The following is a 16850-nucleotide window of genomic DNA, read 5'->3' on the forward strand; positions in this document are numbered from 1 at the left end:
ATGTCCATCACCAATAATGCACCTTCATGCAGCTCCTTAACGGAGCCCTACAAGGGTCACATCATGTGGTGGTTGTGGTCATATCGCCGATTACTTCCCTACGCTGGTATGATCCAGATCAGGTGCAAAGGGTCCGGAATCTCATGCGATTCCGTCTCAGTCCGGACAATTCGGACTCCCCCAGTAACGTTAATAAGTTGCGGCTTACATAAGCCGCCGTTCATATTCAATGAAGCTGGCCCCGTTGGGCCGTCCATTACAGAGTAGCGCAACCGGAACATAAAAACAACCTTTATATTCCAAATCATCAAACTCTATTGGAGAAAAAACTTACATCAACATCAGGATAACATGAGCCCCATTTGCGTAGCAGCATCCTTCAACACAGGTGCGTATTCATGCAATGTCTCCTGCGAGAGTCGACTGACAGGTCCTGAGACCGAGAGCGCAGCTGCAATATTGCCTCTGCGATCCATAATCGGTACAGATACCGCGGCAGCTCCCGGCTCACGTTCCTCATAACTCGTCGCATATCCGTTATCCCGGATATCTCCCATCTGCGCCAAATACACCGCGGGATCAATAAACACCGGCCATTCCGGCCCGTTCATCAGTTCTTCACGATCCTCGTCCGTGGCAAACGCCATCAGGACTTTGCTGGAAGCGCCCACAGACAGCGGGAGTCTAACACCCACTGGAGCGACTCGGCGGATCGCCTGATCACTTTGCACAGCTTGAATCCGTATCCTTTCACTCCCATCACGCAGGTACAGACTCACGGTCTCCCCCAATCGATCTCTCAGTCGCTCCATCGCAGGCAGCAGCAGAATAGCGGGATCATCACTGCGGGACATGTGAGCTGACAGCTCCCAGATTCGGATGCCAAGTCGGTACTTCTCTGTTGCTGCATCGCGGATCACGAACCCTCGATCCTCCAGCGTAGCCATCAAACGATGCACTGTACTTTTGTGCAGGCCAATCTGGCTGGCAATTTCGGTGAGTCCCAGATCACTGCGTGTGGTAAAACATAATAATATATCCAGCGCCCGTTCCACAGCCCGGACGGTTAACTTGCGATCTTCCATGGCATAATGCCCTCCTCATGTTTCATCACATGAAACTTGGTTACATAAATTATATGAGAAACGGTCTCATCTGTAAACCAAAAAGAGCCAAATTCAAAATAGGCCAACGTGTAAATTTTTCCTTTTTATAAGACTTAATCCCCTGTAATTTACACACTAAGGTAATGTTACCCATATATCTTAAGAACTATATAACAATTGCGTAACAAATGCCCTCAATCAATTGACTTTGACTATATTGGAACATACGATAAAGATATATTACATTAAGATATCGCTCTGAAGCAGGCTCTGAAAATCGATGCAATTCTCTTTACATTTCGTTGTTATCTTCAACTGAACTTCAAAGGAGGGGCATTCATGTATCAATCATCCCAGAGCGAAGCCCCGCTGCAAACAAAAGTGTCCGATCTGCCCTCTTCCCTATCACCGAGGCTGATTCGGTTCAAACATATTATCGTAGCGTTGCTGCTCTCCGTTGTATTTTTTCTACTGTTTTGTTTTATCGCACTGCATGGTTATATCGCATGGGTATTATCCAATCCAACGGTAGCGCCTGTCTTCTCCAATCCGATGCAAGCCAAGAACATGAAGTATGAAGACATCACGTTCCCGGCAGCAGATGGCAGCCGCACGATGCAGGGATGGTATATACCTGCTGACAATGCTGCAAGCAAAACGATTATTTTCAGTCACGGCTATGGTGCTAATCGTGAAGAAACATGGGTACCCATGTATGACCTGGCACACTATGCCCATCAACTTGGGTTCAACGTGGTGATGTTCGATTACGGCTTCGCTTCTCAAGTGAACAAAGCTGTAGCCACAGGTGGCAAAGCTGAGTCACAGCAATTGCTCGGTGCGATCCAGTTCGCCAAGCAACGTGGTGCGCAGGAACTGGTTGTCTGGGGTTTCTCGATGGGTGCCGGTACAGCGTTACAAACCGGACTGATTACGAAGGAAGTGGATGCAATGATTCTGGACAGTGCGTTCCTGCTGGAGCCAGATACGCTGTACCACAACATTCACAACCAGATCGATTTGCCACGTCAGCCTACACTGGAGATCATGAAACTGTTGTTCCCTGTTCTGAATGGTACCGGATTACAACAGATTCCATACCAGGAAGTGAAAAAGGAAGATTATCCGTTCCCGATTTTCTTCATCCATGGTACAGAGGACGAGAAGGCGCCTTATCCAATTGCGGAGCAACTCGCCGCCAACCAGACCAATCCGTACTCCGATGTATGGATTGTCCAGGATGCGCATCATGAGTTGATCTTCCGGGAGCATCCAAAGGAATATCTGCGCCGTGTCTCAACTTTCCTGAGTCATGTAACGAAAACAAGCAGTGACGATGTGCAAAACACGAATAATGGAGAATAACCAAATTTCAATCACCGAACTTTTCGTTGATTCCAGAGCCCTCAGGGGCTCTTTTTTTTGCACTCATAGGACAACAAGCTCGCGGAATATACTCTTGGGACGCATGAACAGACGGTCTGCATGCAATGTATTTCATCTGAAGGAGGTTCAACAAAGATGAACTGGTATGGATATGGTCACCTGCTGCCTCTGCGGACATTGGAGGAAATCCGTTTCTGGAAAGAACAGGAGAAAGAACATACACTCGTCATTCGTGCCCTGGTTCCTGATCTGGAGCCCCCATACGTCAAGCTACTGGAGGAATGGGAGGTTACCTTTGCAAACAGTGAGCGAGTAGCCAATCAGCTTTTAAAACAACTATTGCCCGCAACCCATCCACCTGCTCCCTACATGGTTCGTTGTATCGATCAACTTGTGGCGGCAGCTCGTAAGCAATCGAGGGAGTTCATCAAACAGCTGTATGTTCTTCTGGAGCAAAGTGCTGCTGTGCAAGCTGTTCCGCTTGCCAAAGTACTCATTCTGCATTTTATCCGCGAATCGGAGTATTTTCTGGGCGTTTTGGATACGCTTGGCCAACCGGGCATCTTGCGTGAAACGGATTCGGAGCCATCACTTTTTCTGGAAAATGCGTTGCATACGTCAGAGTCAGGAAGCGTCCATCGCCAAGCTTCAGAAGCTCCAACTTCTCCAGAGGGAAATATAAATGCACCTGCGGCTTCAGCTCAGATCCAATCCGCAACCATTCAAACGCCTTCTACCGGAACAACACAAGCCACACCCAGCTCTACAGCACCTCCTGTAAAAGAAAAGCCGGTTCCCATTGGAGGACACACACTGCCTCCTCTCCCCTATGCGTACAATGCGCTGGAGCCACATATTGATGAGCTGACGATGCGTATCCATCATGACAAACACCATCAATCTTATGTGGATGGACTAAATGTAGCAGAGAAAAAGCTGGCGGAATCGCGAAAAAAGAATAACTTTGAACTCATCAAACATTGGGAACGTGAACTTGCCTTCAACGGGGCAGGCCACTACCTGCATACGATATTCTGGACAATTATGAACCCTGCTGGCGGTGGCAAACCTTCCGGTATGCTGGCAGAACAGATCAAACGAGATTTCGGAAGTTATGAAGCGTTTAAGAATCAATTCACAGAAGCCGCGAACAAGGTGGAAGGCAGTGGCTGGGCGATGCTTGTCTGGAGCCCGAGAGCACATCGTTTGGAGATTTTACAGGCGGAAAAACACCAGAACCTGTCCCAGTCCGATATCGTACCACTCCTGCCACTGGATGTGTGGGAACATGCCTACTATCTGAAACATCAGAATGAACGCAAAAAGTATATCGAGGATTGGTGGAACGTTGTCTACTGGCCCGCTGTGGCCGAGCGTTACGAAACGGCACGCAAGTTGTTGTGGCCGCCTTATTAAGCTTGGGGTTAGATGGTTTAGAGAAAAAAGAGATATCTCCAGCCGAATGACTGAACGATATCTCTTTTGGTGTATACAAAAAAGCAAGCCTCCGGTAAAAAGAGACTTGCTTGTATTTTGAGAGACTTCCTATTTCTAAATGTTCACTTAAGAAGCACAGCCCTCGCACGCCACATAGTTGTCGCCAACCTGTTTGCTAATGGAGATCAGATCGCCCAGCTTGATATCAGACTCATCTGTAAACTCCAGATCGGCTATACGTGCAACGATCAGTGCAGCAGCCTCTTCCTTGCTTGTTGCCATTTGGCTGAACTCGGATTTTTCGCCTGTTGATACAACCTCATATAAATACGTATATCTCAATGTGTCCATCCTAACACTCTCCTTCCGAAATCACATCATATCATCTCTATTAACCAATTCCAAGCCCTAGTAAAAAGTGTTAATCGTAACGCAGCTTCATCTGCTCAGCTGTCAGGCGTACTTCTTCAGAGCCAACGCTAAGCACCCTGCTGGTCTCCGCCTGCGGATAGCGATCGCGCAGTGTTCGAACCAAAGCCGCAGTATATGCCGCAGCTGAAGGTACACCTGCCAATTCTTTCAGACTTGCCATCGTGCCAGGCTGAACATCGGGATATCCTTCACTCGCCCCGCCTGCTGCATGCTGATAGAATTGTCGCACATCTGCTGCCAATTGATCACCCTGACCGTCCACGATGATAAAAGCCGTAATGATATACGCCTTTGCCTGCCTGCGCTGGGCAATACCACAGAATTTCAATCCACCTACACTGACATCATAATCTCCCGGGCAAAAAGCACCCTGAACCTCACCTGTCTGCGCCTGATTCGACCACGGCGTTAGCGACTCGGCAATAATCGAAGCCATCTCCCGGAAATCATCATGAATATTGATGGCATGTCCGGGATTAGGCAGAATCAGCGACACATTAACTACCCCTGGGTTCAAGGGTACTGCCGCTCCACCGGAAGGCCGAACACAGACCGCTGTCCCTTGGCTTCTAATCTGTTCCATCGCTTCTACAGCCTGTGGCAACCTGCGGTCACGCAGACCCGCTACAAAGGCATCTGGGTGTCTCCATATATGTGCAACAGGTAGATGCCCTGCCCCAACCCGCCTGCACATAACTTCTTCCCAAGCAAAAGCTTCGAGTACACTACTACCTTGTCGCATGAGTGGTGTCTCCCAGATTTGCAGACGCAATGAAGCCTGTTGATCTGCCTGTAGTCCCTTTTCCGGCTGAACCGGTTGATCTGAATGGGAAGGTACACTCATCGTTCCATTACCTCCGGCTTAACGAATTCATATGTATTCAGTATATAGGAGTGACAACGCATATATAAATAAGCCGGTTCCCAGGGAACACGGCTTATTTATATCACATCCTGTGGTTTAGAAACTGCTGCTTCCAAAACCAAAGGAACTTACTCATCCGGCTTGTCCAGCGAGTGGACATACCTGATCTTAATCTTTTACCAAAGACAAGAACTCCGCACGTTGTGCCGGATTCTCACGGAAAGAACCACGTACAGCAGACGTTACCGTCTTGCTTCCCGGTTTCTTCACGCCGCGGGAACACATACACAAGTGCTCGCCTTCCACAACGACCATAACTCCATGAGGTTCAACGGCCTCTGTCAAAATGTCAGCGATCTGTGATGTAATACGTTCCTGAACTTGAAGGCGACGTGTTACTGCTTCGACCAGACGAGCCATTTTGCTCAGACCAACGATCTTGCCGCTCGGTACATACCCAATGTGCACCTTGCCGAAGAACGGCGCCATGTGGTGCTCACACTGACTGTAGTAGACAATATCCTTGACGATAACCAGTTCTTCATGATTCTCGTCAAACGTGACACCGAGCACATCGCGCGGGTCTACTTCATATCCGCCAAAAATTTCTTCATACATTCGGGTCACACGTGCAGGCGTTTCAAGCAGCCCTTCACGTGTACTATCTTCTCCGATCAATTTCAGGATCTGCTCTACATGATACTCGATCTTCTCCCGATTGTCGGATACTTTTGAATTCAAATAATCTTTAACGCCAGCCACTGCCAAACGCCTCCTTTCGAACCACAATAAGGTAAGCAGTTATTCACTTCACTGCTATTATTTTCGGCGGCCCGAACTTTTACGCGCAGGATGCTGTTGCGGCTGAGGCATTTTCGCTCCTGGCTGCTGATTCTTCATCATCTGCTGGGCACGCTGCATTTGCTTGCCATTCAGGTTGTAGCCCATTTGCTTCGCCATTTTCTGAAGCATGTCCGGATTGCTTTGCATTTTCTCAAGTTGTTTACGCAAGTAGAACACCCCGATGAAAAATCCCCCGACCAGACCAACAATCAATGTAATAATCGGTATAACAATATCCATCTCTTAGACACCTCTGTATGCATTCTAAAAAGCCTGATAATCCGTGTCACTTCATGATGTTCGACACACATGTTGCAAACCTGACACAGAGCGGATTTCCTGAAAGTATCATAGCATTTCCGCACGCCTTGAGCAAACGGATTTTCCAGTTGAACCGCACACAAGCTACGTCATGACAGCTTCAATGAAAACGGTTGTATGCTGAGCCAGATCGATTTCAACCACATCCAGAGAATAACGCGTACTTCCGCGCGCCACCCTGATTACAGGTCTGCCGGGCAATCCCCGATGTTGACGCACAATGACTCCAGTCTCTTTGGTGGACAGTCGTACCGCTGTACCATTGGGATACACGGATACACTCTTGTTGAACTCAATCAGAATGTCCCGATCCAGCTTTGTACCAGACAACGCCATCATCTCTTCACAGGCCTCATGTGGCATCAAACTGTCCTTGGATAAACCATTAATGAGATTATCATAGATATTAGCCACACTAACGATTCTCGCAAACAGATGAATGTCACTTCCCTTGATCCCTCTCGGCATGCCTGTACCATCTACATGCTCATGATGTTGCAGGGCTGTATGAGCGACCAACAGACTGAACTCCCGTTTGTTCTTAATCACTTCGAATCCACGCCACGTGTGGTGCAGCGAAGAATTCGCAGCAGAGCCACTGCCCGGAGGTTCCCCCACTTTGCCAATATCATGCAATAATGCCCCCACAGCAAGGTCCTTCAGTTGATTATAATTGAGTCCCATATTCAGTCCGATGACCGAAGACAACAAACATACATTCATCGCATGAACATACTGTGCATTGTCTTTGGTACGAATATCGGTGAGCTGCACAAGCATTTCACGTCCGTTCAGTACATCATTCAGCAACTTCTCTATACTGAGGGCAACTTTTCTCGGACTCCAGTCTTTCCCGGATCGAATGGATTCGAGTGTGACACTCATTTCATTAATTATTGCCCGTTTCGTGGTTTCATCCAGAATGTCTTCTGCATCCACATCTTTATACGCTTCATCCTGGATGTATAACATGGTCACGCCAATACGCTTCAGCGTATTGACCATGTATACGGTGAGCTGGACTCCGGCAGACAGCAGTACCGTGCCGTTACTGGAATATACCGTCTTGCCCAGAAGCTCCCCCGCTTCCACGCTCTCCACGTTTACATACTTCATGAACGTCCCCCGCTCTTACGATAGCTGCTCCAATGCGAGCAATTGCTCCTTGGTTTGCAGACCGCCTACATAACCCACCAGGGTACCGTCTTTACCACTGATACGGTGACAGGGAATAATAATCGGAATCGGATTCTTGCTAATGGCGTCCAGAACTGCACGAACAGCCTTGGGTCTGCCGATGATTTCCGCAACCTGTTGGTGTGATGAGGCCTCTCCATAAGATATATCGGACAGAACTTGCCATACTTGTAGCTGGAATGGTGTTCCAAGCCGATCAAGCTGCAAGTCGAACGTTTTTCTCTCCCCTGCAAAATACTCCTTTAACTGCTTTGAAGCTTCGCTGAGCTTCTCTTCATTCTTCTCATATCGATACTCGCCAATCCAGATGCGGGCCCATTGTTGCAGATGAGCTTCGCGTACGTGAAAGGCGCCAAAATCGATGTGACACAGCCCTTCATCCGTCGCGCATAACGTAAGAGTACCAATCGGTGTCAGTACCTCATCGTAGTATACGGGCTTGCCATGAAGACCTGTAACGGCTGAAGGTTTCCACGCTGCGGCTTCCGGTTTGTCAGGCTGTGCAGACTGCTCACTACCCGGTTCAATCCCAGCTTCCATTTTCAAATCCTGTTGTAACGCAAGTAAGGTATTGTTCTCGTTATTCTGTTCCTCTGGCTGCTTCTCACTCACTTGCCCAGCCTGTGGCTGTTTGGGTAAGGTCTCGGACGAACTCAGTCGCTCCTCGGCCTTCTGCAGCATGCTTAGTACGTTCCCATCTTGTTCGTTAGCGGCAGCTTCCCCAATTGCTCTCATGGCGTCTTCTCCTCCAATTCTGCTTAACGCCCAGGCTGCGGTTCCCCGCAACTCGGGGCGCGGATCACGTTTTAATACTTCTGTAAGTTTGGGTACAGCACTTTTGTCTTTGAAATTACCCAGGGCAATAACGGCGTTGCGTTGAATCGGCTTTTTGCCCCGCCAGGCGGCGGAACTCTGACCGAAACGTTCCTTGAATTCCCGGTTACCGATGTCTAGCAGCGGCAGTAGGAGTGGCTTCACAATCTCCGGATCGGGGTGAAACTCGGGATGGTGATCCCAGTTCTTGCCCCGGTTCTTCGGACAGACAATCTGACACGTGTCACAACCGTACAGACGGTTGCCTATTTTCAGCATAAATTCTTCATCCACGAACCCTTTTGTCTGGGTTACAAAAGAAATACAACGCTGTGCATTCAACTGCCCCGGTCCCACCAATGCTCCTGTAGGACAGGCATCAATACATTTTGTACATTCACCGCAGTCCTCGGTCACAGGTGTGTCTGGTTGAAAAGGAATATTCGTTACCAGTTCTCCGAGAAAAATCCATGAACCAAATTTGGGTGATATAATGGCACAGTTTTTGGCACTAAAACCAATCCCCGCACGCTGGGACACCGCACGATCCACCAATGCTCCGGTGTCTACCATGCTTTCGATCATGGCTTCAGGTACGCGTTCCTTTATAAAATTGACCAACTTGTCCATCGCTGCACGCAGGACCTGATGATAATCCTGACCCCAAGCCGAACGGGCAAAAATGCCTCGATACGCACCAGGCTCCGATTTCGGCGGATTCACCATTTTGGATGGGTATGCCACGGCTATTGCAATAAGTGAAGCGGGCTCGCCATCTTTTAAGGCGGGGTGCACCCTTTTTTCAATATCCGGCTCTTCAAAACCTGAAGCATACCCTTTATCCCGCGACTGCTCCAGCAGCGACTTCAGGGAAACAAAGGGATCAGCCGAAGCAAAACCGATATCATCAATGCCCAGTCCGGGGCCAGCTGCCTTGATCTCCTGTTTTAACTTTTCCCATATGGAGGCATCCTGTGCTGCCCCGGTCTGTACGCTCGTCATTTCTCTTCCCTCTCTTCTTCCGACACTTATTCCGTAAATAGTGAACGCCCGCCTCACGGTAAGAGGACAGGCGTTAATTTCTATATATGCCTTACATACTTGAATTCAAACGGAACGAGTCTATATGGTTTAACGCAAAATGCAGTCTGAAGTTGTTGTCCTGTAAGCATTTTACAATTTCTTCAATTCAGAAAACGGCCAGAAAATAAATTCAGCCTTGCCTACAATCTGGTCGGATGTAATACTGCCAAACACTCGGCTATCCTTACTTTTGCCTTCATGACGATTATCCCCCATCACGAAGAAATGATCCGGCTCCAAGGTGATTGGGCCAAAATCTGGGTCCTGCACCTCAATATCGGTGTACGTTTCCGCTTGTTGCTCGCCGTTCACATATAGATGGTGATCCCTAACTTCAATTGTATCTCCCGGAAGTCCAACGAGCCGTTTCACCAGAAAATCCTTCTTCTCCACACCTTCGCTTGGATCACGAAGTACGATCACATCTGATCGGGAAGGATTACCCAGATGGTATACGATTTTGTTGACGAAAAGGCGATCTCGCTCAACCAGTGTCGGCTGCATGGACTGTCCCTTGACCATTGACAGATTAAACACAAACAGGTTCAGCAGCATCATAATTACAAAAGCAACAACAATCGTTTTGACCCAGTCCCACAGCTCGACAACCCAGGATTTCCCCGGTTGTTCAGGCTTTGACGGTTCATTACGTTGCTCGGAAGTCACATGTTCCATTGAATGATTATTGGAATTCAAAGGGACACCTCATTTATTAAATAGTTGAATTAAACTTGTAACATGGTAACCATACTCCCTTTCAGTCTACTCCATTTGGGAGAGTGAAACAATTGGTTATGAGCACCAATACCTTGGTTATCGTGAATACAGCCGGGATAATCAGGGTGATTTAAATAGAATTCAGGGACTCCGAAGCATGTTCAGAAATTGAGGAAACCAGAGGAATATGACGTGAAGAACACTCATATAAATAGAAAGGCACATCCCTCACGTTCTTACACGTTAAAGAGATATGCCTAATATGAAATGAAAATCTTTTTTTTATTTCTTTTTAAACATGCAAACTAAGCTTTGGACAAAATACTAAGAGTCTGGAAAGCGCTCATAATCTGATTGGCACCGTAACCCATTGCTTCATATAGAGGCATGGCTACTTTGTTGTGCTCATCACCCGCCACCCATACTTGGCTGACTTTACGCTGCTGGAACCGCTGTTCCATAGCCTCGACAAGTGTTTTGCCGACTCCACGGCGACGATAGTCTGGATGTACCGCAATACGGTAGATACAACCCTGGTTGTGATCAATCGTACCGATCAAAGCGCCTACGAGGTCTCCCTCTTCTTCCGCAACCATGATCAGGTCAGAATCCCATGACAATTGACGGGCAAACGGGCCCATCGTGTTCTCATAACACTCTTCCGATAGTGCAACCTGGAGAAGCTCCGTCATCTGGCTTGCATCACTCAACTGAAAGGAACGAACGTGCATGTCTTAAATCTCCCTTTTCGTTAGCTTAGATGAGGTTTTTTACAAAAAGGGAATCCCTTTTTACCAAAAACCCAATGTTCATATAATGACAAAAAACGAGAAAATACCGCTTCTTCGTCAATTAAACCATACTTTTCTCCATAAAACACGCATTTTCTTTTGAAAGCGCTTAATTGTAACCGTTTACATACGAATATTAAACTTTCCATCCATTTTAACGCCTGAAAACACATAAATAGTTGAATAAAGGGTAAAATATGTTTGTTATCTCTGGCCCATCATTAGATCAACGCCTCGGGGGACTTAATAAACAAAAATGTTGCTTAATTAGCTCGAATGCGGTTTAATATTAGTGGCAAGGGTATTATTACATATGTACCTGTTTTCAAAAAAAACCTAAAATCTCAGGAGGTATTTCATTATGACTTTTCAATTACCAGCACTTCCTTACGCTAACGACGCACTGGAACCACATATCGATGCAAAAACGATGGAAATCCACCACGATCGCCATCACAATACTTATGTAACCAACTTGAACGCAGCTCTGGAAAGCGCTCCTGAACTGCAAGAAAAAAGCTTGGAAGATCTGATTGCTAACCTTGACAGCGTACCAGAAGGCATCCGCACAGCGGTTCGCAACAATGGTGGTGGACATGCTAACCACAGCTTGTTCTGGGAAATCATCGGACCTAACGGCGGCGGCGCTCCTACAGGCGATATCGCAGCAGCTATCGATAGCGAACTGGGTGGCTTTGATAAATTCAAAGAAGATTTCGCTAAAGCAGCTACAACTCGCTTCGGTTCCGGCTGGGCTTGGCTCGTAGTTGGTAAAGATGGTAAGTTGTCCATCACTAGCACACCTAACCAAGACAGCCCTCTCTTCGAAGGTCTGACTCCGGTTCTGGGTCTGGATGTATGGGAGCACGCTTACTACCTGAACTACCAAAACAAACGTCCTGACTACATCGCCGCTTTCTGGAATGTAATCAACTGGGATGAAGTGAACAAACGATACGCTTCTGCAAAATAAGATTGTTAGCATGCAATAGTTAACATAAAAGAGAGCCTGATTCGGTCATCGTGACCGTGATCAGGCTCTCTTTTTGCTATCATTATAGTTAATGGGTGTTTTGTTTCTAACGAACCCAGGACACGCTATTGCTCCATATTTCATCGTATCGCGAACCTAACGAATCTCAGAGTAGCTATTTCCCCAGATACGGGCTTTGATACGCACTTTTGGGTTGATTTGGCTATGATAACGTCACTCAGGTTCGTTAGAATTTATAATTGTGGTATATCCACATGATAAGACCTCTGGAGTTCGTTAGCTCCCCCATTTAATCATTCACTTGATCATACGCACCAGCAAAATAACTGCTGATCAGCTTCAGGAAGATATTCGGGAATGCCATCTTATCCATATCTTCCGGACCGATCCAGCGGTAGGTCAAGCCATCGCCTTTACCTGTCAATGTCGGAGTGCTCAGCGCTAGGTCACTAACATCAGATGATGACATCAACATCTCTCCATCGTTAAGCGATGTTGAGATGTTCTGCGCATTAGGCGTGCCTGGCTCCGATGAATGCGTCGTGTCTGACTCAGGTGACACAGCTGATGATGAGGCTGTGCCCTCCCTTGTTGCCGCCTGTGCATCGTAGGCGGCTCTGGCTTCCGCTGCGATCAGCGGAAGCTCACTGCTCTGGTCCTGCTCGGTACACTTGTACACCTGCAGGCTCCAGACAATGTGGCTGAACACATGCTCCGCATGGGTAGCCAGCCCTTCCGGGCGGGCAGCGAAGCCTTCCGCCCACAGACTGCCGGCCAGCAATGCCATGGCCGGCTCATCCGCCAGCGGCGCCGCCTTCTTGCTGGCTGCGGCGGGCGCCGCGAGCACATGCGGCAGCTCCCACATGCGGGCCAATAGGCCCGTGTCTGGGCGCTGGCGCACAAGCACTTGGCCGCGATGAGCACCGCGGCCCTCCACAATCGCGACCAGCCGCTGCTCAGGGCGCGGCGGCTTCGCCTTGGTCTTGACCGGCAGTGTAAGCTCTCTTCCGGCGATGCGGCCGGAACATTGCTCCATGACCGGGCAAGTCAGGCAGTGCGGCGCTTTGGGTGTACACACCAGCGCGCCAAGCTCCATCAGCGCCTGATTGAAATCACGCGCCCGCCCTTCCGGAATGAGCTCTCCTGCGAGCTCTTCCATCAACACCCGGGTGCTGCCCTTCATAATGTCCTCATCGATGAGGAAGTATCGGGACAGTACCCGCATGACATTGCCATCTACCGCAGGTTGCGGCTGGTTGAAGGCAATGCTGAGAATGGCCCCGGCAGTATACGGGCCCACTCCTTTTAATGCAAAGACAGCCGGCTTGTCCTGCGGCATCTCGCCTCCGTGCAGCTCCATGACTTGTCTCGCGGCTGCCTGAAGATTACGTGCACGGGAGTAATAACCGAGTCCCTCCCAATTTTTCAAGACATCCTCTTCGGGTGCTTCCGCCAACGCCTGTACGGTCGGGAAATTCCCGATAAAACGATTGAAATACGGAATTACCGTATCTACCCGCGTCTGCTGAAGCATAATCTCCGATACCCATGTGAAATACGGATTGTTGTGGCGACGCCACGGCAAATCCCGTCTGTTGACCATATACCAGTCCAGCAAATTCACGCTGAAATGTTGTTTCTGTTCCTGTAAACCCATATTTCCGTCCTCTCCTATTGCCAAGCTAACTACTTTTCCATCTGTTCCACGATCGCAAAGGCCGCTGCCAATTCCGTCTGATGTGTAATACTCAAATGAATGTCATATTGCTTATCATATGGCAGCTGCAGACGTTCCCAGGCTTGACTGGACAGCGAGGCCACGGGACGTCCTGTCCCATCAGGTAGCACCTCAATGTCAGTGAAGCCCATGACACCACCAATACCGCAGCCAAATGCCTTAGACACCGCTTCTTTCGCTGCAAATCGACCGGATACAAACTCCGTCATCCGCTTCCCTCGACGAACCGCGATCTCCTGCTCTGCTGGCGTTAAAATTCGTTTTATGAAAGCTTCCGCATGGCGACCGGACAATAACTTCTGCATACGTCCAATCTCCAGCACATCATTACCTATGCCATATATCATCAACGCTTCACCCGCTTAATCTTTTATACTGTAAGAGGTTATTCAAAAAGTCCCATCTTCTCGGTACTGAAAACCGCTCTTTTTGAACCTTCATTGTAAAAGATCTCCATTCAATCACATGATCCGTAACTCTCCGAACACGTATTCTATTGTAGCAGGAGGGACGATCAGAAGCGAGTACCTATCCGCATTACCATATATGCTAAAATATGAATCAGGAATCGTCTGAAATTCTTAGGAGGTCTGAATAATGCCCATAACTTTTGAATTGCTTACTGACGTAGATGCGATCATTCGCGGAGACTTTTTCCCTGCACAACAACCCGCTCAAGGTGTCATCATTCTGGCTCACGGATACAAAGGCTTCAAAGACTGGGGCATGTTCCCCTATGCAGCTGCACAGCTAAGCCAGACGCATCATGTGCTGACCTTTAATTTCTCTCACAACGGTATCGGCGAATATCTGGAGCAATTCTCTGAACTTGAAAAGTTCGCAGTGAATACCTACAGCCGGGAGCTTGCCGATCTGGCCCTGGTACTGGAACATGTGGCTACACAACCTGAACTCACTGGACTTCCTGTATACCTGGTTGGTCATAGCCGCGGTGCGGGCGTAAGTCTCGTCTATGCACTGGATCACCCCGAGCAGGTGGCAGGTGTCATCTCCTGGAATGGCGTAACCAATCTGGATCTCTTCACAGCGGAGCAAAAAGAAGAAATGCGTACGCATGGCCGCAGCCATGTCGTTAACGGACGAACAGGCCAGCAGATGCCACTGGACGTGGCTATTCTGGAAGACCTGGACAAGCATAGCAAACGTTACGCTATCCTTGACCGCTTGGCTTCTTCGACTTTGCGAGTCGCACTCATTCAGGGAACAGAAGATCCCCAGCGTCTGCGGGACGGTTCTGCCGCACTTGTGCAAGCACGCCCTGATATCCCATGGCACCAGATTCCTGATGGGAACCATACCTTTAATACCGTACACCCATTTAAAGAAACCACTCCGCAACTGGAGCAAGCCATCACCCAAACCCTGCAACAGATCAAAGACTGGAATAGCTAACACATCTTTATAGTAGTCACCTGGATTTTTGCGGTTTCTCGTTCCACATAACAAAAAGAGTCACTGCGTGAGCAGTGACTCTTTTGCATTCCCTAAAAGGGACGTTATTTCAATGTTGGTGTTAACAGCTTATAACGATCATGCTCATCCACCCGTATTAGATACCAGGAATCGCATTGCGTTTGTGATGTGTGCGCGTATAGAACGCTTCGAGGCGCTCTTGTGCAGCCGAATCGATCTGTTTGCCTTCGAGATAGTCGCTGTTCGCTTCATACGAGATTCCCAGCTCATCTTCGTCCGTCTGACCTTCCCATAGCCCTGCCGATGGTGCTTTGTCCAAAACAGCCTGTGGCACGTTCAGATATGCTGCCAGCTGGCGTACCTGACGTTTGTTCAGAGTGCTTAGTGGTGTGATATCCACAGCGCCATCGCCCCATTTGGTATAGAAGCCTGTAATGGCTTCGGACGCATGATCCGTACCTACAACGAGCAGGTTCTCTTCAAACGAAAGCGCATATTGCATAACCATACGAGTTCTCGCCTTTACATTACCTTTGCCTTGGTGAGTCATATGACGTGGGCTGCCCAAGGATTTGAAACCTTGCTCCACTTCCAGCGCAATCTCGTTCACTGCATCTTCGATATTGGTTTCCACGACATGCTTCAGATCGTATGCTTTGGCTACAGCGTAGCTGTGGTCGATATCGGATTGTTCACCATAAGGTTGGAACACACCAAGCGTTTTGTACTCTTGGTTGTTCTCTTGCGTGAGCTCGTCCGTCGCTCTTTTGCAAAGCGCCGTAGCCACTGCACTGTCAATACCGCCGCTGATCGCAATCAGCAAACCCTTGGCACCCGCATTTTTCACATACGTCTTCAGAAAATCAACACGCTTGCGTACTTCCTCTTCTTCATTAATGCTTGGTTTAACCTTCAATTCAGCGATGATCTGTTGTTGCAAACTCATCGTTCACACACCCCGTTTCTAAATGAATGAAATTTGATGTCCAGCTTGAAAGGTCCGAATGGTTCAATAACCTTATCTATCCAAAATGAAACGCCCCGGCATCGGTGATCCGAAGGGCGGGGCGTTCTATTGGAGCGAATTAACGGCAGTAACGGTCAAATGCACTTTTGAGATCAGCCGCAATATCCTCTGCAGAACGGTCTTCCACTTGATGACGCTCGATAAAGTGAACGAGTTCTCCGTCTTTCATCAGAGCGATGGACGGTGAAGATGGAGGATAAGGTGCAAAGAATTCACGTGCCTTTGCAGTTGCTTCTTTGTCCTGACCAGCAAATACAGTGTACAGGTGATCCGGTGTAATATCGTGCTGCAGTGCTTGGGACACACCTGGGCGACATTGACCTGCGGCACATCCGCAGACAGAGTTAATGACAACCAGCGCTGTTCCTTTTGCATCCGGAAGACTTGCTTCCACTTCTTCAGGAGTACGCAACTCCTGGATTCCTAGACGAGTTAAATCATCCCGCATCGGTTGAACCATATCTTTCATGTATTGATCAAATGACATCGACATTCGGTTTCACTCCTTATAAATGGTTGTTCTATGATCTTGATAAAATTAAAGGCCAATAAACTCTCCAAAACAACGTTACATTCATATCGAACATTATGGATGTAATGATGTGCTATTCCTATTATACATCCATAAGCAATGAAAGCAAGATTCAGAAACCGCCTGCGGAAAGG

Annotated in this window: 17 protein-coding genes and 1 riboswitch; of the genes, 4 read left to right on the forward strand and 13 right to left on the reverse strand. The window is 48.3% G+C overall.

What is annotated here, in order from left to right:
- Positions 1–78: 78 nt before the first annotated feature.
- Positions 79–192, reverse strand: a riboswitch (TPP riboswitch).
- 149 nt (positions 193–341) lie between these two features.
- Positions 342–1085: an IclR family transcriptional regulator gene (locus tag C161_RS03285; protein ID WP_017690772.1), complete on the reverse strand. Its 744-nt coding sequence runs from the start codon at positions 1083–1085 to the stop codon at positions 342–344.
- Between the two features lie 360 nt (positions 1086–1445).
- Here C161_RS03285 and C161_RS03290 point away from each other — a divergent pair, with 360 nt between their 5' ends.
- Together C161_RS03290 and C161_RS03295 are read left to right on the forward strand one after the other, a co-directional pair.
- Entirely contained in the window at positions 1446–2471 is a 1026-nt protein-coding gene (locus C161_RS03290) for an alpha/beta hydrolase (RefSeq protein WP_036614129.1), read from the forward strand.
- 156 nt (positions 2472–2627) lie between these two features.
- A complete protein-coding gene (locus C161_RS03295; protein ID WP_036668226.1) occupies positions 2628–3908 on the forward strand; it encodes a Fe-Mn family superoxide dismutase in 1281 nt (426 codons plus the stop codon).
- 147 nt (positions 3909–4055) lie between these two features.
- Here the strand turns inward: C161_RS03295 and C161_RS03300 are convergent, their stop codons facing one another.
- The 8 genes from C161_RS03300 to C161_RS03335 all read right to left on the reverse strand — a co-directional run bounded on the left by C161_RS03300 (position 4056) and on the right by C161_RS03335 (position 10931).
- A complete protein-coding gene (locus C161_RS03300; protein WP_036614132.1) occupies positions 4056–4280 on the reverse strand; it encodes a hypothetical protein in 225 nt (74 codons plus the stop codon).
- A 70-nt stretch (positions 4281–4350) separates the two neighbouring features.
- The gene (locus tag C161_RS03305) at positions 4351–5205 is read right to left on the reverse strand and encodes a lipoate--protein ligase family protein (protein WP_036668228.1); all 855 of its coding nucleotides are present in this window, start codon (positions 5203–5205) and stop codon (positions 4351–4353) included.
- A gap of 189 nt (positions 5206–5394) precedes the next feature.
- Positions 5395–5988: a GTP cyclohydrolase I FolE gene (gene folE, locus C161_RS03310; protein WP_036668229.1), complete on the reverse strand. Its 594-nt coding sequence runs from the start codon at positions 5986–5988 to the stop codon at positions 5395–5397.
- A 57-nt stretch (positions 5989–6045) separates the two neighbouring features.
- A complete protein-coding gene (locus C161_RS03315) occupies positions 6046–6309 on the reverse strand; it encodes a YneF family protein (protein ID WP_017690778.1) in 264 nt (87 codons plus the stop codon).
- A 165-nt stretch (positions 6310–6474) separates the two neighbouring features.
- A complete protein-coding gene (locus tag C161_RS03320) occupies positions 6475–7506 on the reverse strand; it encodes an HD-GYP domain-containing protein (RefSeq protein ID WP_017690779.1) in 1032 nt (343 codons plus the stop codon).
- Positions 7507–7521: 15 nt separating this feature from the next.
- Complete coding sequence (queG, locus tag C161_RS03325; protein WP_036668230.1) at positions 7522–9402, reverse strand: tRNA epoxyqueuosine(34) reductase QueG; 1881 nt, start codon at positions 9400–9402, stop codon at positions 7522–7524.
- Between the two features lie 171 nt (positions 9403–9573).
- The gene (gene lepB / locus C161_RS03330) at positions 9574–10158 is read right to left on the reverse strand and encodes a signal peptidase I (RefSeq protein ID WP_036668264.1); all 585 of its coding nucleotides are present in this window, start codon (positions 10156–10158) and stop codon (positions 9574–9576) included.
- 347 nt (positions 10159–10505) lie between these two features.
- Positions 10506–10931 (reverse strand): GNAT family N-acetyltransferase, encoded by a 426-nt coding sequence (locus tag C161_RS03335; RefSeq protein ID WP_017690782.1) that lies wholly within the window; start codon positions 10929–10931, stop codon positions 10506–10508.
- A 421-nt stretch (positions 10932–11352) separates the two neighbouring features.
- Between C161_RS03335 and C161_RS03340 the strand changes: the two genes are divergently transcribed.
- On the forward strand, positions 11353–11964 hold the full coding sequence (locus C161_RS03340; RefSeq protein ID WP_036614138.1) for a superoxide dismutase: 612 nt from the start codon (positions 11353–11355) through the stop codon (positions 11962–11964).
- A gap of 310 nt (positions 11965–12274) precedes the next feature.
- Here the strand turns inward: C161_RS03340 and mutY are convergent, their stop codons facing one another.
- Positions 12275–13642 (reverse strand): A/G-specific adenine glycosylase, encoded by a 1368-nt coding sequence (mutY, locus tag C161_RS03345; RefSeq protein WP_036668232.1) that lies wholly within the window; start codon positions 13640–13642, stop codon positions 12275–12277.
- A 29-nt stretch (positions 13643–13671) separates the two neighbouring features.
- Positions 13672–14070 carry a holo-ACP synthase gene (gene acpS / locus C161_RS03350; RefSeq protein WP_036668233.1) on the reverse strand — a complete coding sequence of 133 codons (399 nt, stop codon included), beginning with the start codon at positions 14068–14070 and terminating at the stop codon, positions 13672–13674.
- Between the two features lie 250 nt (positions 14071–14320).
- On the opposite strand from acpS, the gene C161_RS03355 reads away from it, so the two are divergent.
- Positions 14321–15136: an alpha/beta hydrolase family protein gene (locus tag C161_RS03355; protein WP_036668234.1), complete on the forward strand. Its 816-nt coding sequence runs from the start codon at positions 14321–14323 to the stop codon at positions 15134–15136.
- A 157-nt stretch (positions 15137–15293) separates the two neighbouring features.
- On the opposite strand, the gene nadE is transcribed toward C161_RS03355, so the two are convergent.
- Together nadE and C161_RS03365 are read right to left on the reverse strand one after the other, a co-directional pair.
- Positions 15294–16103 (reverse strand): ammonia-dependent NAD(+) synthetase, encoded by an 810-nt coding sequence (gene nadE / locus C161_RS03360; RefSeq protein ID WP_036668235.1) that lies wholly within the window; start codon positions 16101–16103, stop codon positions 15294–15296.
- A gap of 139 nt (positions 16104–16242) precedes the next feature.
- On the reverse strand, positions 16243–16677 hold the full coding sequence (locus C161_RS03365; RefSeq protein ID WP_017690788.1) for a BrxA/BrxB family bacilliredoxin: 435 nt from the start codon (positions 16675–16677) through the stop codon (positions 16243–16245).
- Positions 16678–16850: the final 173 nt, after the last annotated feature.

The sequence above is a fragment of the Paenibacillus sp. FSL R5-192 genome (assembly GCF_000517845.1).
In the GTDB taxonomy this organism is placed as follows: domain Bacteria; phylum Bacillota; class Bacilli; order Paenibacillales; family Paenibacillaceae; genus Paenibacillus; species Paenibacillus amylolyticus.